Source organism: Streptomyces sp. NPDC054872, assembly GCF_053610705.1.
Map to the genome: position 1 here is coordinate 421,970 of NZ_JBSGYY010000001.1, position 22,249 is coordinate 444,218.

At 72.6% G+C, this 22,249-nt stretch carries 7 protein-coding genes; 5 read left to right on the forward strand and 2 right to left on the reverse strand.

Features of this window, described 5'->3' with window-relative positions; all coding sequences use genetic code 11:
- Nucleotides 1-49: 49 nt before the first annotated feature.
- The 5 genes from ACWGIH_RS01830 (at nt 50) to ACWGIH_RS01850 (ending at nt 18,640) form a co-directional block, all read left to right on the forward strand.
- A complete protein-coding gene (locus ACWGIH_RS01830; RefSeq protein ID WP_453510556.1) occupies nt 50-8,737 on the forward strand; it encodes a type I polyketide synthase in 8,688 nt (2,895 codons plus the stop codon).
- Nucleotides 8,737-14,229 carry an SDR family NAD(P)-dependent oxidoreductase gene (locus ACWGIH_RS01835; protein WP_453452438.1) on the forward strand — a complete coding sequence of 1,831 codons (5,493 nt, stop codon included), beginning with the start codon at nt 8,737-8,739 and terminating at the stop codon, nt 14,227-14,229. The genes ACWGIH_RS01830 and ACWGIH_RS01835 overlap by 1 nt, the downstream gene beginning before the upstream one ends.
- Before the next feature lie 74 nt (nt 14,230-14,303).
- Complete coding sequence (locus tag ACWGIH_RS01840) at nt 14,304-15,968, forward strand: NAD(P)/FAD-dependent oxidoreductase (RefSeq protein ID WP_453452437.1); 1,665 nt, start codon at nt 14,304-14,306, stop codon at nt 15,966-15,968.
- A 27-nt stretch (nt 15,969-15,995) separates the two neighbouring features.
- Nucleotides 15,996-17,762, forward strand: a complete 1,767-nt coding sequence (locus ACWGIH_RS01845) for an NAD(P)/FAD-dependent oxidoreductase (protein WP_453452436.1) — start codon at nt 15,996-15,998, stop codon at nt 17,760-17,762.
- 188 nt (nt 17,763-17,950) lie between these two features.
- Complete coding sequence (locus tag ACWGIH_RS01850) at nt 17,951-18,640, forward strand: TetR/AcrR family transcriptional regulator (RefSeq protein ID WP_453452435.1); 690 nt, start codon at nt 17,951-17,953, stop codon at nt 18,638-18,640.
- 980 nt (nt 18,641-19,620) lie between these two features.
- Here the strand turns inward: ACWGIH_RS01850 and ACWGIH_RS01855 are convergent.
- Nucleotides 19,621-21,369 carry an MFS transporter gene (locus ACWGIH_RS01855; RefSeq protein ID WP_453452434.1) on the reverse strand — a complete coding sequence of 583 codons (1,749 nt, stop codon included), beginning with the start codon at nt 21,367-21,369 and terminating at the stop codon, nt 19,621-19,623.
- Between the two features lie 311 nt (nt 21,370-21,680).
- Nucleotides 21,681-22,244: a TetR/AcrR family transcriptional regulator gene (locus ACWGIH_RS01860; protein ID WP_453452433.1), complete on the reverse strand. Its 564-nt coding sequence runs from the start codon at nt 22,242-22,244 to the stop codon at nt 21,681-21,683.
- Nucleotides 22,245-22,249: the final 5 nt, after the last annotated feature.

Sequence of the window (22,249 nt, forward strand, 5' to 3'; positions counted from 1 at the left end):
GTTCCTGACCCACTCGTCGCACTCCCGTCGCACTCCTTGAGGGGGACCCATGCCCGTCCGCAGCGGACCAGTCACCGATCCGGCCATAGCCCTTGTCGGCATCGGGTGCCGTTACCCGGGCGGAGTGGTCGACCTCGCATCCTTCTGGCACGTCCTGCGGGACGGCGTCGACGTGATCGGCGAGATCCCCGCGGAGCGCTGGGGTCCCGAGTTCATCAGCGAGGACGGCGCGGAGCCCGGCACCGGCTACTGCCGTTACGCGGGTGTCCTGCCGGGGCTCGACCAGTTCGACGCGGACTTCTTCGGCATCTCCTTCCGCGAGGCCCGCGAGATGGACCCGCAGCAGCGGCTCCTGCTCGAAGTCTCCTGGGAGGCCCTGGAGCACGCGGGACTGACGAAGCCGCAGCTCGCCGGTTCACGCACCGGCGTCTTCTTCGGCATGCTCGGCATGGACTACACGCTCCTGCACTCCAAGACGCGGGGCGTGCGGGGCATCGACCCCTACTACGCGAGCGGCAAGGAGTTCAGCTTCGCGCCGGGGCGGGTCGCCTACACCCTGGGGCTGCACGGGCCCGCGCTCGCGGTGAACACCGCGTGCTCCTCGTCCTTGGTCGCGGTGCACCTGGCGTGCCGCAGCCTGGCCAGCGGGGAGGCCGACACCGCGCTCGCGGGCGGCGTCAACGTCCTGGCCGCACCCGAGCTCTCCATCTTCATGAGCAAGGTGCAGGCCCTGTCCCCCACCGGCCGCTGCAAGCCCTTCGCGGCGGACGCCGACGGGATCGTCAGGGGCGAGGGCTGCGGGGTCGTCGTTCTGAAGCGGCTCGACGACGCGCTCGCCGACGGTGACCGGGTGCTCGGCGTCATCCGCGGCAGTGCCTTCAACCACGACGGCCGCAGCGCCGGCCTGACCGTACCCAACGCCTCCGCCCAGGCGGCCCTGCTGCGGGACGCCCTGAGCCGCGCCGACGCCACACCGGGCGACGTCGGCTACGTGGAGACGCACGGCACCGGCACACCGCTGGGCGACCCGATCGAGGCGTACGCCCTGTCGGAGGTGTTCGGGCCCGGCCGTGATCCCGCCCGCAAGCTGCACATCGGCTCGCACAAGGCGAACTTCGGGCACACCGACGCGGCCGCCGGTGTGGCCGCGCTCATCAAGACCGTCCTGACCGCACGGCACCGGCTCGTTCCGCCGCAGCTGCACTTCGGCACACCGAACCCGGCGATCCCCTGGGCGGACGGCCCGTTGCAGATATCCGCCGAGGCGCGCCAACTCGACGGCCCCGACGACCAGTTGCTCGGCGTGAGCGCTTTCGGGCTGAGCGGCACCAACGCCCACATCCTGCTGTCCGCCGCGCCCGAGCCGGCCCCCGCCGAGCCCCGCGAGGAGAGCCCCGAACCCTCGCCGAAGGTGCTCCTCCTGTCCGGCTCCACCGACGATGCCCTGCACGAGCGTGCCAGGGACCTCCTGACCACCCTCGACGGCGAACAGCCCCTGCCGGACGTCCTGCACACGGCGGCGGTCCGGCGCACGCACCACGAGACCCGCGCCACCGTCATCGGCGCCGACCTGGACGAACTGCGCGCCTCACTGGCCGAGTTGGCCGATGGCACACCCGACGAGCGCACCCTCACCGGTGTGGCCGAGCCCCGTCGGCGCCACCGCACCGTCTTCGTCTTCTCCGGGCAGGGCTCGCAGTGGCGGGGCATGGGCCTCGACCTCTGGGAGCGGGAGCCGGCCGCGGCCCGCTGCCTGGAGCGCTGCGACGAGGTGATCCGCGCCGCCGGCCTTCCCGGACTGAGGGAACTGTTCGGCGAGGCCGACCTCACGGCCACCGAACTCGCCCAGCCCGCCGTGGTCGCCCTGCAGCTGGCGATCGCCGAGGTCTGGCGCGAGCGAGGCGTGCGGCCCGACAAGGTCATCGGCCACAGCCTCGGTGAGATCTCGGCGGCCTGCTGGTCCGGCGCGCTCGACCTGCCCACCGCCCTCGACCTCGCGATCCGGCGCGGGCGCGTCATGGCCGGCGCCTCGGGCACCGGGCGCATGCTCGCGGTGGGGCTGCCCGAGGTCGAGGCCGTCGACACGGTCGCGGGCACCGGGCGCCCGGTCACCGTCGCGACGGTCAACGGACCGAACGCGACCGTGCTCGCCGGGTCCGAGGAGGACCTGACGGCAATCGCGGGCCTCCTGCGCGAACGGTCGGTCACCGCACGCTTCGTCCCTGGGGACTACGCCTTCCACAGCCCGGCGATGGAGCCGTACGCCGAGGAACTGCGGGCGGAATTGGCCGAGTTCGCCGCCGCCCCGACACCCGACTCGTTCGTCTCGACCGTCTCGCCCGATGAGCGTCCCGCCGTACTCGACGCCGCGTACTGGGCGGCGAACGTCCTGAGCCCCGTACGGTTCTGGCCCGCCGTGCGCCACCTCCTGAACGACCGGGGCGCCGACTTCATCGAGATCGGCCCGCACCCGACGCTGGTACGCCCGCTGACCGAGGCGCTCACCACCACACGTCGGCACGGCGTCGCCGTGGCCTCGCTGCGCAGGGACGCCGACGGGCCCGCGACGCTGCTCGGCGCCCTCGCCCAGCTGCACTGCGCGGGCGCCGACATCGACTGGGAAGGCCTGCTGCCCGGCAGCCCGGTCGACCTGCCGCGCCATCCGTGGCAGCACGAGTCCTTCTGGCTGCCCGAGGTCACCCGCGGCGCGCAGTCCGGCGCGGTCACCCCCGGCGCCCCGCAGGCGTCGTCCGCCAGGCTCGCCGTCCAGCTGATCGACCCCGACGGGCGTCCGCTGGGCCCGGCGCAGGAGCTGCAGATCGGCGCCGGTACCACCACCGGCGCCCCCTTGATGCCGGCGGGGATCCCCCTCTCCGCCGGTGACTCCCCGGTCACGGTCCCGACCCCCGACGGGCTGGTCCGGGAGGCCGTACCGTCCGCCGTCGCCCCGCACGGTCAAGCGGAGGCGACGGCGGACGGGACGGAACCGGCACCCGGCGCCGCGGGGACGGCACGCGACCGGCGCGAGCTGATGCGCCAGACGTCGGCCGTCCTGGCGGAGATCCTCGGCCAGGACCCGACCCGCCGTATCTCGCCCCGCCGCGGCTTCGCCGACCTGGGCCTCGACTCGCTCTCCATCGTCGAGTTCGTCGACCGGCTCGGCATCGCGCTCGGCCTGGAGATCGCCCTGTCCACGCCGTTCGAGCGTCCGTGCCTGGACGAGCTGGTGGACTTCCTGCTGCCGGAGGTCCTCGCGAAGGCGCAGGCCCCGGACAGGGAACAGCTCACGGCGCGAACGGCCGCGCCCGCCGACACACAACCCGCGACTCCCGCACCCGCACCCGCCGACGACCCCATAGCCGTCGTCGGCATGAGCTGCCGCTTCCCCGGCAGTCCCACCGTGCGCGACTACTGGCAGCTGCTCGTCGACGGGCGCGAGGTCATCCGTGACGTCCCCTCCGACCGCTGGGACGGCAAGGCCTTCCTTTCCGACGGAGCGTGGACGCCCGGCACGATGACCTCGCTGCGGGGCGGCTATCTCGACGACGTACGCGGCTTCGACGCCGCCTTCTTCCGGGTCTCGCCCCGCGAGGCACGCAGCCTCGACCCCCAGCACCGGCTCTTCCTCGAGGTCGCCTACGAGGCCCTCGATGACGCCGGGGCCACCAGGGACCGGCTGCGCGGCTCGGCGACCGGCGTGTTCGTCGGGATGAACAGCTCCGACCACGCCCAGCACGTCAGCAGTCACCTCCAGGACGTCGACCTCTACTACGGGACCGGCAACTCCTTCGCCGGGGCGTCCGGCAGGCTCTCGTACTTCCTCGGCCTGACCGGTCCGAGCCTCGCGGTGGACACCGCCTGCTCCTCGTCGCTGACCGCCGTGCACCTGGCCGCGCAGAGCCTGCGCCAGGGCGAGAGCGACCTCGCGGTGGCGGGCGGCGTGAACGTGATCCTCAGCCCGGTGATCCCCGTGTCGGTCTCGGCGGGCGGCGCCCTCTCCCCCACCGGCCACTGCCACACCTTCGACGAGGCCGCCGACGGCTATCTGCGCGGCGAGGGTTCCGGGGCGGTCGTGCTCAAGCGGCTCTCCAAGGCCATCGCCGACGGCGACCGCGTCTACGCGGTGCTGCCGGGCAGCGCCGTCAATCAGGACGGCGCGAGCAGCGGTCTGACGGTGCCCAACGGCACGGCCCAGCAGGCGCTCATCCAACAGGCCCTCGACCAGGCAGGGTTGGCGGGCAGTGCGGTCGGCTACGCGGAGGCCCACGGCACCGGCACACCACTCGGCGACCCGATCGAACTGCGGGCGCTCGCCCAGGCGCTGCGCCCGGGGCACTCCACGGCGCCGGAACCCGAGGCCGCGCCACTCCTCGTCGGTTCGGCCAAGCCCAACATCGGTCATCTGGAAGCCGCCGCCGGAATGGCCGGGCTCATCAAGGCCGTCCTCTCCGTCCACCACGGCCGCATCGCCCCGCACATCGGCGTCACCACCCGGCCGACCACACAGGTCGCCTGGGAGAAGCTGGGCCTCGAAGTCGCGGGCGGCGACGAACAGTGGCCTTCGGCCCCCGGCCGGCCCCGCGTCGCGGGCGTCAGCTCCTTCGGCTTCACCGGCACCAACGCCCACATCCTGGTGGCGGAGCCGCCCGCGGCCACCCCCGCTCCCCCGGTCCCCGCCCCGGCCCGCTTCGCCGTCCCGCTCTCCGCCGCGCAGCCCTCCGCGCTCACCCCGGCCGCCGAGGCCTTCCTCGCCCGGACCGAGGGGATCGACGAGACGGAGCTCGCGGACCTCGCATACACCGCCTCCGTACGCCGCAGCCGCCTCGACCACCGCGCGGTGGCCGTCGGCAGGAGCCTCGCCGACGTCCGTTCCGCGCTGGCCGCGCTCGCGGCGGGCGAGGAGGACCCCGGCCTGCTCACGGGCACGGCGGAGGCCGCACGCTCCTGCGTGTTCGTCTTCTCCGGCTTCGGCTCCCAGTGGGCCGGGATGGGACGCCAACTCCTTCAGGACGAACCGGTGTTCAAGGATGCCGTGCTCGCCGTGGAGGAGGAGATGCGCAAGTGGATCGCGTGGTCGCCCCTGGCCTCGCTGCGCGGCGAACCCGGCAGCAGGCCGTTCGACGAGGGCATCCCGCAGGAGCTGATCTTCGCCGTGCAGGTCGGTCTGGTCGAGCTGTGGCGCAGCTGGGGCGTGGTGCCCGAGGCGGTCGTCGGCCACAGCATGGGCGAGGTCGCCGCCGCCTGGGCCGCGGGCGCGCTGACGCTCGCGCAGGCCACGGAGATCCTCTGCCTGCGCTCGCGGCTGCTCGACACGGTGGTGGGGACGGGCGGTTCGATCGCGGTGGGTCTGCCGCGCCAGGAGCTCGCGCCCTATCTGGCCCTGTACGAGGACCAGTTGAGCATCGCGACCATCAACGGTCCGCGGACCACGGTGGTCGCTGGTGACGACGGCGCCCTGGAGGAGCTCGCCGCCGAGCTGAGCGAGGCGAACATCTTCGTGCGCCGCATCAAGGTGCCGGTCGCCCCGCACTCTCCGCTCGTGGAGCCCCTGCGCGAACGCCTGGTGACGGGACTCGCAGCCCTCGTGCCCGCCGAGGCCCGCATACCGATCTACTCCGCGGTGGCGGGCGGCGAGGTGGCGGGATCTTCGCTCACCGCCGAGTACTGGGGCCGCAACCTCCGCGACACCGTCCTCTTCCAGGACGCGGTCAGCGCCGTCGAGGACCCGGAGGACCGGGTGTTCGTCGAGATCTCGCCGCATCCGGTGCTCGTGTCGGGAACCGAGGAGTCCCTGACCGCCGCCGGCGTCCGGGCCCCGGTCGTGCTGCCCTCGCTGGTGCGGGACGAGGACGAGGTGGGCGCCCTGCTCCAAAGCCTTGGTGCGCTGCACGCGCAGGGCGCCCCGGTCGACTGGGCCGCGTTCGCCGGGTCCGGCCGCAGGACCGTGGAGCTGCCCGCCTATCCGTGGCAGCGCAAGGAACACTGGCTGCCCCAGCAGCCCAAGGAACGTGCCGGAGGTTCGGGGGCCCTGGTCGGCGCTCCGGTCCGTCCGGCGAACGCCTCCTGGACCGCGCTTCTGCCGGTGACGGTCGACGGGGTGCGCGCACCCTGGCAGACGACCGCCTCCGGCACGGTGGCCGCGCCCGCGCTCCTGGAGGCCGCGCTCGACTGCGCCGCCTCGACGGGTGCGCCGATACCCGCGCTCTCCGGCGTACGGTTCGGTCCGGCGCCCCGCACCGACGCCGAGAGCCGGGCGGAGCTGCAGGCCGTGGTCGACACCCGGCAGGCCTCGGTGGCGCTGCGCTCCCTGGCCGATGACGCGCCGTCCGATGCCGCCCTGACGGCGTCGACGGACACCGGGGGTGTGAGCGCGCCGCGGCCGGCCGCGCCGGGCGGGCTCGCGGTGGACGAACCCCTGCGGGCGGGCCTCGCCGAGGCGTTCCCGGGGCTGCGGATCCTGTCGGCTGACTCCGCCGCGGGTGCCGCCGAGATCTCCGTGGAGCTGCCCGACGGGGCGTCCCGGCGGAGGCTGCCGGCCGACCTGCTGCGGCTGGCCCTGCGGCTGGTCGCCGAAGGCGCCGGAACCGAACCCGCCGAGACCGAGCCGCTGCCCGCGTCGATCGGCCTGGTCCGGGTCAAGGCTGCTGCCGACGGCACGGTGCGGGTGTGCCGCGGCCCGGTGCGGCTCTCGGCGGACGGGCTGCGTGAGGCGGACGTGACGGTGCTCGACCCGGCGGGCCGTGCCGTGGTGGAACTGGCGGGCCTGCGCCTGGCGGCACCCCGCGGCCTCGTCCCCGCGGACGCCGCTCAGGACCGCCTGGAGAGCCTTCTCTACCGCATGGCCTGGCGGCCCGCCCCGCTGCGCCCCACCGACCACGACGCACAGTGCCCCGCGCCCGCCTCCCGCTGGCTGGTCTGCGGCGACACCGAACATCTGGCGGGCGCGGTGGCGGACGGGCTGCGGGACGCGGGAGCCGAGGTGATCCGGGTCCGGTCGTCGCAGGTGGCGCACGAAGGCCACGCGAGCGCCGCCGACGTAACCCTCGACCCGAACGACCGGGACGCCTGGCAGCGGCTGTTCGCCGGAACCGACGGCGGGGCGGAGGCCGACGCGGGCACCACCGCCGTCTGCGACCTCTGGCCCCTGGAGGATCTGGACGCCCGTCCGGACACCTGGCGCGCCACCACCGCGCTCGCCGCCACCCTCGCCGGCCTAGAAGGCACCGCACCAAGGCTGTGGCTCGTCACCCGGCACGCGCTCGTTCCCGCGGGTCACGCCGGGTTCCCCGTCGCCGCACAGGGCGCGCACGCGGGACTCGGCCGGACCCTGGCGATGATGCGTCCCGACGCGTGGGGCGGGCACGTGGACCTCACGCACGGCAGCGCGGAGGAGCTGCGGACCCTGGTGGCCCGGCTGCTCTGCGCGCCGGGCGACGAACACCTCCGCATCGAGCACTCCTCGCTTCAGGTGGGGGAGTTGACGCAGAGCAGGCCGCCCGAGGCGTCCGGCCACGCGCCGCTCTCCGCCGACCGCTGGCACCTGGTGACCGGGGCGCGGCGCGAGCTCGCGCCGCCCGTGGTGGACTGGCTGATCGGGTCGGGAGCCCGGCGCATCGCGCTCGCGGACACCGAACCGGCGTCGGACGACCCGCTGCCCTGGGACGAGCCCCGCATCGAGGCCTGGCGCGCCCAGGGCGTGGAGATCCGCCGCGCCCCCGGCACCACCCGCGGTGAACTCTCCGACCTGGTGGGCCAGTTGCGCGCCGACTCCGGAATCGCCGGCGTCGTCTGCGCGGACTCCCCCGGCACCGCGACGCTCCTGGACGAGACCACGGACGCCGCCGTGCACGCGGAGCTGCGGCGCGCCACGACCGCGGAGCTGCTGCACGAGCTGACCGCCAAGGATCCGCTGGGCCTCTTCGTCCTGCTCGGCTCGGTGCCCGGCACCTGGGGCGGCGCCGTGACCGGCGCGGCCGCGCCCGCCGACTGGACGCTGCGGGCGCTCGCCGCCCGGCGCAGGGCGAGCGGGCTGCCCGTGTCCCATCTGGAGCTCATGCCCCTCGCGGGCAGTGAACTCCTCGACGAACGGACGATTTTACTGCTGAAGAGCAGTGGGATCGCGCCTCTCCAGGAGGAGGATCTGGTCGGCGCCCTCGGCCTGCTCGCCCGCGAGAGCGCCGTGCACGTGTCGGTGGCCGACGTCGACTGGGAACTCTTCAGGGCCGCGCTCGCGGACTCCCCGCACCAGCGGCTCTTCGCCCCGGTCCTCGGGTCGGCCAAGCGCGACGGCGGCACGGAGTTCGTGGCCGGGCTCGGCGAGCTCGACCCGGCCCTGCGCCGCGACCGGATGCTCGACTGGGTCTGCACCCAGGTCGCCGCGGTCCTCGGGCTCCCGGAGGACGACCTCCAGGCCGAGCAGGGCTTCTTCGATCTCGGCCTCGACTCGGTCATGTCCCTCACACTGCGGCTGCGGCTCTCGCGGGGCCTGAAGACCGACCTGTCGTCCACGGTCGCCTTCGAGCACCCCACCGCGCTCGCGCTCACCGCCCATCTGCTCGACCGCCTCGGCTACCCCGCCGACGCCCCGGACGCGGCACGGCAGGCCGCCGACGCGGACGGCGCCGGGACCGGCGAAGCCGGTGACCCGGACGGCATGGACGAACTCGACGACGACGAACTGCTTCGCCAGCTGGAGGCCGAGATCTCCGGCACAGCCCTTGGGTTCGAGGAGAACTGATGACGAACACCCCCGCAGAGAAGCCGAACCGCTCCGCGCAGGAGCCGAACCGGCCCGCGGACAAGCCGGCCCAGCCGAGCCAGGACGTCCTGCGCGGCCGTCTGAAGGAGTCGCTCGGCACGATCCGCAGCCTCCGCGCCCGGGTCCAGGAGCTCCAGCAGCCCCAGCCCCTCGCGGTGATCGGTCTCTCCTGCCGGCTGCCGGGCGGCGGGACGCCCGAGGAGTTCTGGGAGTCCCTCGCCGACGGTCGTGACGCGACGTCCGACTTTCCCGAGGAGCGGCATCCGGTCGCCGGTTTCTACCACCCCGACCCGGACCACCCGGGCACCGCCTACACCCTGGCGGGCAACTTCCTCGACGGTCCCGTGGACACCTTCGACCCGACCGTCTTCGGCATCTCGCCCCGCGAGGCCGCGGGCATGGACCCCCAGCAGCGCCTGGTCCTCGAACTGGCCTGGGAGGCCATGGAGGACGCCTGCCTGCCGCCGACCGACCTGGAGGGGCAGCAGGTCGGCGTGTTCCTCGGCGCGAGCACCAGCGACTACGTCCGCATGCGTCAGCAGGAGGGCGCGATCGCGGACGTCGACGCCTACCAGCTGATCGGCGAACCCAGCTTCCTGGCGGGCCGCATCTCCTACACCTTCGGGCTCCAGGGCCCCAGCATGGTCATCGACACGGCCTGCTCCTCCTCCCTGGTCGCCCTGGAGCAGGCCTGCCTCTCGCTGCGGTCCGGCGCCTGTGACATGGCGCTGGTCGGCGGGGTGAACCTGATGCTGTCGCCGTACGGCTTCGTGCTGGTCAGCAAGTTGCGCGCACTGTCGCCCGACGGGCGCTGCAAGACCTTCGACGCGTCGGCCAACGGCTACGCGCGCGGTGAGGGCGGTGCCCTGTTCGTGCTGAAGCGGCTGAGCGAGGCGGAGGCCGCGGGCGACCGCATCCTGGCCGTCGTCCGTGGTGTCGCCACCGAGCACGACGGGCGCAGCAGCGGCCTGACCGTGCCCAATCCGTCGGCGCAGCAGAGCGTCATCAGCTCCGCCCTGAAGGACGCGGGGGCCGCCCCCGCCGAGCTCAGCTATGTCGAGGCGCACGGCACGGGCACCCCACTGGGCGACCCGATCGAGCTGAAAGCCCTCGACGCCATTACGCGTACGGACCGCCCTGCCGACCGGCCGTTGCTCGTCGGCTCGGTGAAGACCAACATCGGCCACCTGGAGCCCGCCGCCGGCGCCGCCGGGATCCTCAAGGTCGTCCTCGCCCTCAAGCACGACACGCTGCCGCGCCATCTGCACCTCAACAACCCGAATCCGCAGGTCCCCTGGTCCGATCTGCACCTGAAGGTCACCACCGAGGAGACCCGCTGGCCCCAGGGCCCGCGCCTGGCCGGCGTGAGCAGCTTCGGCGCGAGCGGCACCAACGCGCACACCGTGATCGGCGAGGCCCCCAAGCCCGCGCCGCGCGGCGGCACCACCCGCGGCACCGGTCTGCTGACCCTGAGCGCCAACAGTCTCCCGGCGCTGCGGGCGATGGCGACGTCGTACGAGACGCGGGTGCGGGACGCGGATCCGCGCACCCTGGCGGACATCTGCTACACCACGCACATCGGCCGGGCCCGCATGAAGCACGGGCTCAGCGTCTCCGGCACCCGCGAACAACTCGCCGCCGGTCTGGCCGCGTTCGCCGCGGGCGAGCGGTCCGAGCAGGTCACGGTGCACGCGCCGACCGGCGCCAAGGCGCGCCGCCTCGGCTGGCTGTTCACCGGGCAGGGTTCGCAGTACGCCGGGATGGCGTCCGAACTGGCGGCGAGCGAACCGGTGTTCGCCGCGGCCCTCGCCGAGTGCGTGGCCGCGCTCGACCCCCATCTGGCGGAGCCGCTCGGCCCGGTCCTGGAGGGAAGCGTCGGGGACGCCGACCGGATCAACCGGACCGGTTTCACGCAACCCGCCCTGTTCGCCGTCGAGTACGCCCTCGCCCGGATGTGGGAGTCGTGGGGCGTGCGGCCGAGCGCGCTGATCGGGCACAGCCTGGGCGAGATCACCGCCGCCTGCGTCGCGGGTGTCCACTCGCTTGCGGACGCGGCCCGGCTCATCACGGCACGCGCCCGCCTGATGGAGGCGCTGCCCGCGGGCGGTGTGATGGAGACGCTGGTCTGCGACGAGGAGACGGTGCGCGCCGCGATCGCCGAGGCGGGGCGGTCCCGCGAGGTCGCCGTGGCGGCGGTCAACGGCCCCACCGATGTGGTCCTCTCGGGCCCCGGCGCGGAGGTCGCCGAGGTCGTCGCACTGCTCGCCGCGCAGGGCGTCAAGCACCGCCCGCTCGCGGTCTCGCACGCCTTCCACTCGCCGTTGATGGCACCGATGCTGGAGGAGTTCCGTGCCGTCACCGAGACCCTGACGTTCCATCAGCCCAAGTATCCGATCATCTCGAACGTCACGGGCAAGGAGTGGGGACCCGAGCAACTGCGCCCCCAGTACTGGTCCGAGCACGTCATGGCGCCGGTCCGGTTCGCCGAGGGCATCACGACGCTGCACGAGACGGGTTGCCGTACCTTCCTCGAACTCGGTCCTGCCCCCGTCCTGTTGGGCCTCGGTGCCCGCAGCCTGCCGGAGGACGGCGTCTGCTGGATCCCGTCCCTGCGCCGGGACCGGGAGGACGGCCACATCGTCGCCCAGGCCCTCGGCGCCCTGCACCACCGGGGCGTGCCGGTCGACTGGGCGGCCGTGCACCGCGCCGAGGAGCCGCGCCGCGCCGCGCTGCCCAGCTACCCCTGGCAGCGGGAGCGGTACTGGTTCAAGGAGGACGGCACGGGCGGCGCGTCGCCCGCCGCCGCACCGGACGACTCCCCCGGCGCCTTCTTCGACGGGCACCTGCTCTCGGGTCAGCCCACCTTCTCCCCCGAACTCGACGAGCTGCCCTCGGTGTTCGTGCAGACCGGACAGGACGGCCGACGCTCGGTGTCGGCGGGCGGTTTCTGCAACTGGGCGCTCGCCGGCGCCGCGAAGCTGCCCGGCGCGCAGCCCCGGGTGGTGGAGCGCTTCGTGGTGGGCGAGCCGCTGCTGCTCGACGCCGAGCACCGGCCAGGACAGGTGCGCGTCTACGTCCTGCCGCAGGACGACGAGGGACGCTCGCTCTTCCTCTGCTTCTCGCTGCAGGGCGGCGACTCCGTCGAGTCCGGCAGCTGGCGGCTGCACGCCCGTGGCGTCCTGGCCCGCCGTACGCCGGACGCACGCCCCGGTGGCGGCGACCTGGCCGCGGTGCGGGCCCGGTGCCTGCCGGCCGCCCCGGCCGATGTCACCGTCCCCGTCTGGGCGGAACCGGTCCTGAACGAGGTCTATCAAGGCCCCGGTGAGGTGCTCGCCGAGGTCAACTCGGCCGCCGAGGAGCTGCCGAGGGGCGCGCTCCTGGATCTGACGATCGGGCTGCTCCGGCAGTCCGCACGCGTCGGGGAGGCCGCCGACGCCAAGGCGCCCAAGGCGCAGCCCGTCGGCGTACGACGCTACATCCACGGTTGGCTCGACCCCGAGGACCCGGACGCGCAGGACGGCGAGCTCCGCGGCGGCCTGGAGATCCTGGGCGCCGACGGCAGCCCGCTGATCGTGATGCGGCACGTCCATCTGCGCTCGTCGTCGGCGGACCTGGACGACCTGCCGCGCAGCCCGCGCGAGGACACCGTCTGGGAGCAGGCCTGGCAGCCCGTGGACCCGGCGACGGCGACCGGCGAGCGGGAGCTGCGCGGACAGCGGGTGCTCCTGGTGGGCGGCGGCGCGGACAGCGTGCGCAGCGGAATCGTCGAGGCGGCCACCACACAACTCGCCCTGTGCGGGGCCTCGGTGACGCATGCGGAGGCGTCCGTGGACGCGGTCCGTGCCGCGCTCTCTTCGGCGGGGGCGTACGACCATCTCGTCCTGCTCAGCGGCCTCGACCTGCCGGTGAGCGGGTACGACTCCTCCGCGATCCAGCAGGCCCGTGAGCAGGCCGAGTACGTGTTCCTCGCCGCCGTGAAGCAGCTGGCGACGGAGGAGTCCGCCACGCGGGTGTGGGTGGTGACCCGGGGCGCCCAGTTCACGGGTTCCGGCCAGTCCGAGATCTGCCTGCCGGCGGGTCCGCTGTGGGGCCTCGGCAAGGTGGCGGCCCTGGAGCACCCCGAGCTGTGGGGCGGCCTCCTTGACCTGGACCCGGCGGGCTCGCCGGACGAGGCCGGGCAGATCGCGGCCCTGCTCGCGACGGAGACCGCGGAGGATCTGACGGCCCGCCGGGCAGGGGCGCTGCTCGTGCCCCGCCTGGCCCCGGCGCCCGTGGCGGAGTCCGCCGCCGAGCGGCCCGTGCCGCAGCTGAGCGACCTCGGCAGCTACCTCGTCACCGGCGGCCTCGGCAGCCTCGGTCTGCTGGTCGGCGAGTGGCTCGCGAGCCTGGGCGCGGGCACCGTCGTCCTCGTCGGGCGCGGCGGCCTGCCGGACCGTTCGGCCTGGGACGCCCCGGAACTCGACGACGCGACGGCGGCCAAGATCGCCGGGGTGCGCCGCATCGAGGCCCTGGGCGCCGACGTACGCGTGGTGGCCCTCGATGTCGCCGACGAGACCGCGCTGCGCTCGCTGACGGATCAACTCGGGCTCGCGGGGCGCCCGTTGCGGGGCGTCGTGCACGCGGCCGGGCTCTCCGAGCCGCAGTTCCTGCGGGAGAGCGACCCCGAGACGTACGACCGGGTCATGCACGCGAAGGCGGCGGGCACCTGGGCGCTGCACAACGCCACCGTCGACCAGAACCTGGATCTGTTCGTCTCCTTCTCGTCCATCGCTTCGGTGTGGGGCTCGCAGCACCTGGCCGGGTACTCGGCGGCCAACGCCTTCCTCGACTCCTTCGCGTACTACCGGAAACTGCGGGGCCTGAACGCGACGACGGTCAGCTGGGGCCCGTGGGGCGCCCAGTCCGGGCTCGCGGACGACACCGTGATGGCCTTCCTGCGCTCCATCGGCCTGCACCAGCTCAACCCCGCCCACGCCCTTGAGCTGCTCGGCGAGGCGATGGTCGACGGGGTCGCGAACCGCACGGTGTGCTCGGCGGACTGGTCGCTGTTCCGCGACCTGATGGAGGCGCGGCGGGAGCGGCCGATCCTGAGCGGCATTCGCTCCGCGCCCGCCGCCGGCGCCTCCACCGGGGCCGAGCCGGGATCGCTGACGGCGCGACTCCTCGGCCTGCCCCGCGACGAGCGGCTCGCGGAGATCAACGAGTACGTACGTGTGCAGCTCTCCGGGATCCTGCGGATGGAGCTCGACACGCTGACCGCGGACACCCGGCTCGCCGACATGGGCCTGGACAGCCTGATGGTGATGGAGCTGATCAGCCGGTGCAGGGACGACCTGGGCCTGGAGATCAACAGCCGTGACTTCTTCGCCTGCCCCGGCATCGACTGGGGTTCCTTCCTGCACGAACTGATCGAGGAGAAGTACCCCGCCGCCGACCTGTCGGCCGCGCCGCGTCAGGCGGCCACCGCGTGACCGGCGCCCGCCCCGAGCCCGCCCCGCCCTCCGAAGCCCGTACAGCCCCTCAAGCCCCTGAAGGGACGAGCATCATGCAACCGCTGCCCGTGTCCGACTCGCCCGGCAAGGCCGACCACGACGTCGCCATCCTGGGCGCCGGTATCGCCGGGTCGATCCTGGCCGCCATCCTCGCCCGCAACGGGGTCAGGACCGTCCTGGTGGACGCCGGGGCCCACCCGCGCTTCGCCGTCGGCGAGTCGACCATCCCGTACACGTCGGTGATGCTGCGCATCCTGGCCGCGCGCTACCAGGTGCCGGAGATCGCGCACCTGAGCCACTTCTCCACGATGCGCTCGAAGGTCTCGTCGAACTCCGGCCAGAAGAAGAACTTCGGCTTCGTCTACCACCGCGAGGGCGAGCCCCAGGACCCGCGGGAGATCAACCAGTTCGTGATCCCGGTGGCCCTGTCCACCGAGTCGCACATGTTCCGCCAGGACGTCGACGCCTACATGTTCAACGTGGCGGTGCGCTACGGCGCGGTGCCGCGGCTGAACACGCGGGTGACGGACGTCGACATCGACGGCTCCGGCGCCACCCTCGCCGTGTCGGACGGGCCCGACATCCGTGCCAGGTACGTGGTGGACGCGGGCGGCCACAGCTCACCGCTGGCGAAGAAGTTCGGGCTGCGGGACGAGGTGCCCCAGCAGCGCACGCACTCCCGGACGCTCTTCACGCACATGGTGGGCGTGACCCCCTTCGACACCAGTCCCGCGGGCCGCAAGCACGACAACCCGAGCCCCTGGCACCAGGGCACCCTGCATCACGTCTTCGACGGCGGCTGGGTCTGGGTCATCCCCTTCGACAACCACCGCGGCGCCACGAACCGCCTCTGCAGCGTCGGCCTGACCCTGGACCCGCGCCGCCATCCCAAGACCGACCTGGCGCCCGACGTGGAGTTCGCCCAGTTCCTCGACCGCTTCCCCGACATCGCCCCGCAGTTCAGGAACGCCAAGGCGGCGCGCCCCTGGGTGTCCACCGGCCGGCTCCAGTACTCCTCGCACCAGGTGGTCGGCGACCGCTTCTGCCTGACCTCGCACGCGGCGGGCTTCGTGGACGCCCTGTACTCGCGCGGCCTGACCAACACGACGGACGTCGTCAACTCCCTCGCCTGGCGGCTCATCGAGGCCGCGAAGGACGACGACTTCTCCGCCGAGCGGTTCCGTCACATCGAGACGCTCCAGCAGGGACTGGTCCGCGCTCATGACGAGGTGGTGGCGTCCTCCTTCACGTCCTTCCGGGACTACGGCATGTGGAACGCCACGTTTCGTATGTGGGCCCTTGGCACGGTGCTCGGCACCCTCAACGCCCAGGACGCACTCGTGCGCTTCCAGCGCGGCCGGGACCCGATGGTCTGGCGCGAGCTGGAGGCGCAGCCGCACCCCGGGGCGCTGTTCCCGGCGAGCGTCGGCTTCAACAAGATCACCGACGCCGCCTGGTCGGCCTGCCGGGACGTCGAGGCGGGCCTGATGACCCCCGACCACGCCACCGGCGAACTCTTCGACCTGCTCCAGGACGACAGCTACGCCCCGCCCCCCTTCGGCCTGCACGACCCCGCGAACCGCTTCTACAACCCCAACCCGGCGCGCATGATCCGCACCATGCTCTGGGCCAAACGCGGCCCGGCCGCGTCCGACACCGGCCCGATCCTGGCCAGTGCGCTCGGCGGATTCCTGCGCTCCCGGTTCCACAAGAGCTGACGACGGCCGACCCAGGAGGACGGGAACATGTCTGACCGACACGAGGAAACGCGCGCCGGGGCGGAGCTCCCGGCGGACGCGGGGCTGCCGTCGGACCCCGCGTGGTGCGAGGGCGCCGACGCGGTGGGGCCATCGGAGTCGGCGCTCCCCGACGAGCCCTTCGACGACCCCGCGCCCGAGGCGGGCCCGGTGCACACGGTGGCCGTGCTCGGCGCACACCTGGGCGGCGGCATGCTGGCCGCCGTCCTGGCCCGCGCGGGCGTGGACGTCGTCCTGGTGGACGCGCCGCACGACGCGACCGCGCCCGCCGGCGAGAGCACGGTGCCGTACACGGCGGAGGTCTTCGAACTGCTCGCGCGCCGCTTCGACGTCCCCGAGCTCTCCGCGCTCGGCCACTTCGGGGAGCTGCCGCCGGAGATCCGCCGGACGTCCGGGGTCAAGAAGAGCATCGGTTTCGTCTACGCGCGCCCCGGCGAGCCGGTGCGCCCGCGCCAGAAGCTCCAGTTCAACGTGCCGAGCGAGCACGGCGAATCGCATCTGTACCGGCCCGACGTCGACGCCTGGGTGCACCAGCTCGCCGTGTCGTACGGCAGCAAGGTACCGCCGAGCCGGGCGCCCCTGGCCGACGTGCGCGGCGGCCCCGGCGACTTCACCGTCGAGCTCACCGACGGACGCTCCGTACGGGCCGGGTTCGTGGTCGACATGTCGGGCCCCGACGCCCCGATGCTGAGCCGCCTGGGCACCGCCCTGCGTCCGCTGCGCCACTCGTCGCGGGTCCTGACGGCCCAGCTGCGCGGCGTACGGCCGCTCGAGCGGCGGGTGGACCCCGGCGACGGCGGCACGCCCTGGACCGGGGGCACCACACAGGTGGTCTTCCCTGGCGGCTGGCTGCAACTGATCCCCTTCGGTGACGAGCGTGGCGGGGCGCAGGCCCTGACGAGTGTGTCGGTGAGCCTGGACGCCAAGCGGTGGCCGCAGCGGTCGGCGTCGCCGGAGGCGGACTTCAAGGATCTGATACGTCAGTTCCCGGACCTGGAGTGGCAGTTCGCGGCCGCCACGCCGGTGCGGCCGTGGTCCGGGGGCGAGCAGTGGCAGTACGGCGCGTCGACCACCGCGGGTGACGGGTTCGTCGTCCTGGACCGTTCGGCGGTCCGCTGCGACTTCACGCTGTCCCGCGATGTCACGCTCACCGCCGAGCTGGTCCACGAGGCGGCGGTGCGCATCCTCGCCGCCGCCGAGGCCGGGGACTGGTCCGTCGAGCGCTTCCGGGGCCTTGAGGCCTTCCAGGCCTCGCTGACCGAGCACAGCGACCGCCTGCTCCAGACGGCGCTCACCGCCACCACGGACTTCCGGCTGTGGAATGCCTTCTGCCGGGTCTGGCTGCTGCACTCCATGTTCGCCGCGCTCTCCCTCAAGCGGGCCCGCAACGACGCGCTCGCCAGGCCCGGCGCCGCCGACCAGTGGGCGGAGCTCGAGAGCTACCGGGGTGACGGCATGTGGTTCCCCGCCTATCCGGGCTTCGGGGTGCTGTTCGACGACACGTACCGGCTGCTGCGTCAGGTGGCCGACGAGCGCGTCAGCGCGGGAGCCGCGGCCGAGCGGATTTTCGGCCAGATGCGGAGCGCGTCATTCATCCCGCCGCTGTTCGGCTTCGGGGACCCGTCCGACCGCTACTACAACTTCACTCCGCTCAAACGGGTCAAGGTCCTGCTGTGGGCCAAGCGCAAGGCCCCGCACCTGGTACGCAGGGTGCTCACCAAGGGGGCGACGATCCAGCCCAGCGTCACCGAATAGCAGTCGGCGGGCCGTCCCCTCGCGGGGCGGCCCGTTGGTGCGTTCCGGCCAACGACTCCGCCTGGAAGTGGCTGTGTTCTGGACACTCCGACGGGGTGCCGGGATGCTTTCGACGACAAGCAAGCCGTGCGTGAATGGGTGGTAACTTTGATCGCCGCGAGCCGTGTACGCATGACGGAGGGTTCCCTATGAACGCCGGAAACGGGATCCCTCACGCGCGGAAGGCCGCCTCGCGCCTGCGGAGCACCACGCGCGGAGGGCGCCCCCTGTCGGCCCGCAGCGGCCGCCGCCCAGGGGAGAACAGCACCAAGGAGCAGATCCTCACCGCGGCCCTCGATCTCTTCGCGGCCAAGGGCTACTCGGGCACCACGATCCGTGCGATCGCGGGCGAGGCCGGCGTCGATCCGGCCCTGGTGCACCACTTCTTCAGCACGAAGGAAGGCGTCTTCCACGCCGCGGTCAACTCCCGCCTGAGCGTGTCGTCGCTCTTCGACGCCCTGACGGACGACGGCGCGCAGCCCGCTCCCGAGGACCGCGCCGAGTGGGTCGCCCGTACGTTCCTGTCGTTCTGGGAGGACGAGACGACGCGGCCCGCGATGGTCGCCATCTACCGGACGGGCCTGGCGGACGAGTCGACGTCGAGGACGTTCCGGGAGCGCATCGAGTCCAGCATGGGGAACTTCGTGCTGCGGATGGTGCCCGAAGTGACCGAGCGCACCGAGGTGTTCACCTCACTGGTGTCCGCGCAGCTCGCGGGTCTCGCGATGCTGCGCTACATCCTCAAGGTGGAGCCGCTGGCCTCGGTCGACTTCGAGGACCTGCTCACGTGGTTCGTGCCCGCGCTCGACGTGCACTTCGACAAGCTGGCGCAGGGCTAGATCCGTCGGCGTCATCGCGGCCTCCGGTGTGCGGACGGCCGTCTCGCGCGCCTGAACGGCCGCTTCGGACCGCGCGAGGACGAGCACGCCCCGGCCCGCCACGAGCGCGGCGGCGAGCACGGCCAGGAGTGCGGCAGGACCTGACACCCCGCGCTCCCCCAGGACGACGGTCCCGATGAGGGAAGCGAAGACGGGGTTGACCAGGGTGACCGTGGCCAGTGGTGCGTCCAGGGCCTCTCTGAACGCGAGTTGACTGAGCATCAGCCCTGCCGTCCCCAGTCCGGCGGTGACCGCCACCACGATCACGGTCGTCCACAGCGGCAGCTCGGCGGTGTCGTCGCCGGAGAGTTTCAGGACGGCGGTCTGTGCCAGGGCCGACGCGGTGGCGAAGGCGATCCCGGCGGCAGCCGCGTACCAGAGCCCCCTGCCGGCCGGGCTCCGGACCACGGCCGCGGCCGCGATGGCCAGGCCGAGGGCCACGGTGGTGGCGGCGATGACGCCGAGCACTTCCGGCGTACGCAGGGTCCGGCTCGCGGTGGACGACCCGGTGAGCGCGAGCAGCCCGGCGACTCCCGTCACCGTCAGCGCCGTACCGGCCCATTGGGCCGAGGTCATCCTCGTGCGCGCGACGGCGGCGGACAGGAGCGGCGCCGCGACGAGCGTCAGGACGCCGAGCGTCTGGACGGTGATGAGCGGTCCGTGGCGCAGCGCCCCCACGTGGAGCGCCGCGCCGGACAGGTTGAACAGGACGGAGGCCCACCAGGCCCCCGTACGGAAGAGCCCACCGGCCCCCCGCGCCGCCACTCGCCGCTGCACCACGGCGGCGGCGGCGTAGGCGAGGGCGGAGACGACGCCGAGTGAGAGAACCGGCACGACGGTGTCCACCGCGGCTTCCTTTCGCAGACGGGGACCCGGCGGTCCGGGGGCGCGGGGTCCTGCCCCGTCCCCCGGACCGCCGAGTCCGGTCACTCAGGGCGGTGTCACGCGCCTCCCGGCACGTCCGTGACGTCCTCCGGGCGGATCCTCGGCAGGGCGAGGACGAGCAGGCAGGAGAGGCCGAAGCAGCCGATCTGCCAGTAGACGACCTGTTCGAAGCTCTCGCTGAAGTTGGTCTTGCGGGCCTCGGGCACGGCCTTCTCCAGGACCGCGGCCTGCACCTTGTCCTTGACCTCCTGCGGGGCCGGGTTGTTCGCCATCTCCTTCTCGATGGCCGCGCAGCTCTCGGGTGTCTCGGTGAGGTCCTTCTGGTTCATGCGGTCGTGGAAGCAGGTCTGGAATCCCGCGACCGCTTTGTCCTGCTGGTCGTCGACGACGCCGGCGGCCGTGAGGTCCTTGCGCAGTTCCGACACGGCGGAGCGGCTGGAGTCATCGGCGTTCGTGCCCAGGAATCCGTAGAAGAGGATGCCTGCGACCGCGATGCCGATCGCGATGCCGACCTGCTGCACGGTGGCGAGCATGCCGGACGCCGAGCCCGCCTCGCGGGAGCGGATGCCGGCCAGGATGATGCCGGTGCACGGTGCGAGGAAGAAGCCACCGCCCATGCCGGCCACCATCAGTGAGGGGATCAGCTGGTAGCCGTGCAGGTCCGATCCGGCCCAGTGGACGGTCGCGATCACCCCGGTCATGCCGACGAGCAGGAGACCGGTGCCGAGGGCGAGCGTCTTGGTGCCGAGCTTCTTGACCACGGCCGTGGAGCGCGCCGAACCGGCCGCGATGAGGACGGCGAAGCCGAGGCTCACCAGACCCGCCGAGATCGGCGTGTAGTCGAACCCGACCTGCAGGCTCATGAAGAACGTCATGAAGAAGGACGGGATGCCCGCGAAGAACACGATGCTGATCAGCAGCCCGACCGAGAACGACCGCTCCTTGAAGAGCCGCATCGGAATGAGCGGTGACTTGTCGGGGCGGTTGGACAACCTGGCCTCGTAGAGCGCGAATCCGAGCAGGATCAGCGGGCTGAGACCGAGCAGCCCCAGGCTCCAGGTCGGCCAGTCGTGCTCGCGGCCGATCACCAGCGGCAGGATCAGGCTGAAAAGGCCGGCGGAGAGGATCGTCGCGCCCACGACGTCGAGACGCTGGGCGCCTTCCGCCTTGGACTCGGGGATCTTGGCCATGCCGAGCGCGAGCGCCACCAGACCTACGGGCAGGTTGACGTAGAAGATCGCCCGCCAGTCGCTGCCGAGGATGTCCATGTCGATCAGCCAGCCGCCGAGCACGGGCCCGAGCACGGTGCCGAGACCGATCGAAGCGCCGTACATGGCAAGGGCCTTGGGACGTTCCCGCGTCGAGAAGGTGACCTGGATGATCGAGAGGACCTGGGGGAACATCAGGCCCGAGAACAGGCCCTGCAACACCCGGGAGCCGATCAGGAACGTCGACGTGGGGGCGGCGCCGCACAGCACGGAGGCGGCGGTGAAGCCCAGCATGCCGATGAGGAAGATCTTGCGACGGCCGTAGATGTCGCCGAGCCTGCCACCGGTCACCAACGCACAGGCGAACGCCAACGAATAGACGGCGACGACCAGTTGGATCTCGGCGAAGGTGGCGCCCAGGTCACTCTGCAGCGACGGCAGGGCCACCATGGTGATCGTGGTGTCCAGCATCTGCATGAAGATCGCGGAGAGCGTGACCGCGAGGACCACCCAGCGTGCGGAGTGTCCGGCGGGCCCTGACCCGGACGAAGTACCCGGCGGCTGCCCCGCCTTCACATCGGTACTCATTGCTTCCATGTTCCCTCCTCGGGCCCACTGACTGCGGCCTGCTGGATTATTCACTGTCCAATGAAGTCTACGAGCATTGAATTTCCTCACGCAACCCTGATGGCTCGCTTCCGGACATCTGGGCTCCGGTCAACTGCGGGCCGTGCGGACCGGTTTGAGGGCCAAGAGGCATACAGAGCGCAGAGATTGAATGGGCGTCACGTCGGCCGGATCAGCCACGATCAGGGCATGCAGAAGCGAGCCTTTGCATTTATGAACGCAAAGGCTCAGAGATCGGGCGCCTTACGACTGCCGTAGACGCCTGCGGCTGCCGAGACGGCTCAGCGCCCGGCCGAGAGGTAGCTGGCGACGACCGGCATGAGCGAGCGCACGAGTTCGTCGGAGCCGCCGTCCTTGGCCAACTCGGCCGGAAGCAGCTCCAGATGACGCGCCATCACCACGCCCACGAACAGGCTGCTGATCAGAGCAAGCCTGATCTCGTCGTCCTCGCTCTCGGCGACCCCCTCCGGCACGAGCGACTGCCGCAGCCGCGACTCGGCGGCGGACAGGTCGAGTGCGGACCGCAGGACGCCGAGAATGCGCGTGCGCTGCACCTGGTCGTCCCAGTCGGCGACGGCGTTACGCAGCAGCCACTCCGCGGCGTCCGGATCACGCCGTCCGACAGCTTCGCGGAGCACCTCGGCGGGCCGGACCGTCTCCGCGACCACGGCGGTGAACAGGTCTTCCTTGGAAGGGAAGTAGTGCCCGATCAGGGCGGGATCGCAGCCCGCGTTCGCGGCTATGGAGCGCAACGAGGCCCGGCGAAAGCCTTGCTCGGCGAAGAGGTCCGCGGCGGACCGCATGATGGCCTCACGCGTGCTCGGCACGCCCTTGTCGTCCCCCACGGCGG

Coding starts and splice junctions, on each gene's coding strand:
- ACWGIH_RS01830 (WP_453510556.1), top strand. CDS start 50: ATGCCCGTCCGCAGCGGACCAGTCACCGATCCGGCCATAGCCCTTGTC.
- ACWGIH_RS01835 (WP_453452438.1), top strand. CDS start 8,737: ATGACGAACACCCCCGCAGAGAAGCCGAACCGCTCCGCGCAGGAGCCG.
- ACWGIH_RS01840 (WP_453452437.1), top strand. CDS start 14,304: ATGCAACCGCTGCCCGTGTCCGACTCGCCCGGCAAGGCCGACCACGAC.
- ACWGIH_RS01845 (WP_453452436.1), top strand. CDS start 15,996: ATGTCTGACCGACACGAGGAAACGCGCGCCGGGGCGGAGCTCCCGGCG.
- ACWGIH_RS01850 (WP_453452435.1), top strand. CDS start 17,951: ATGAACGCCGGAAACGGGATCCCTCACGCGCGGAAGGCCGCCTCGCGC.
- ACWGIH_RS01855 (WP_453452434.1), bottom strand. CDS start 21,369: ATGGAAGCAATGAGTACCGATGTGAAGGCGGGGCAGCCGCCGGGTACT.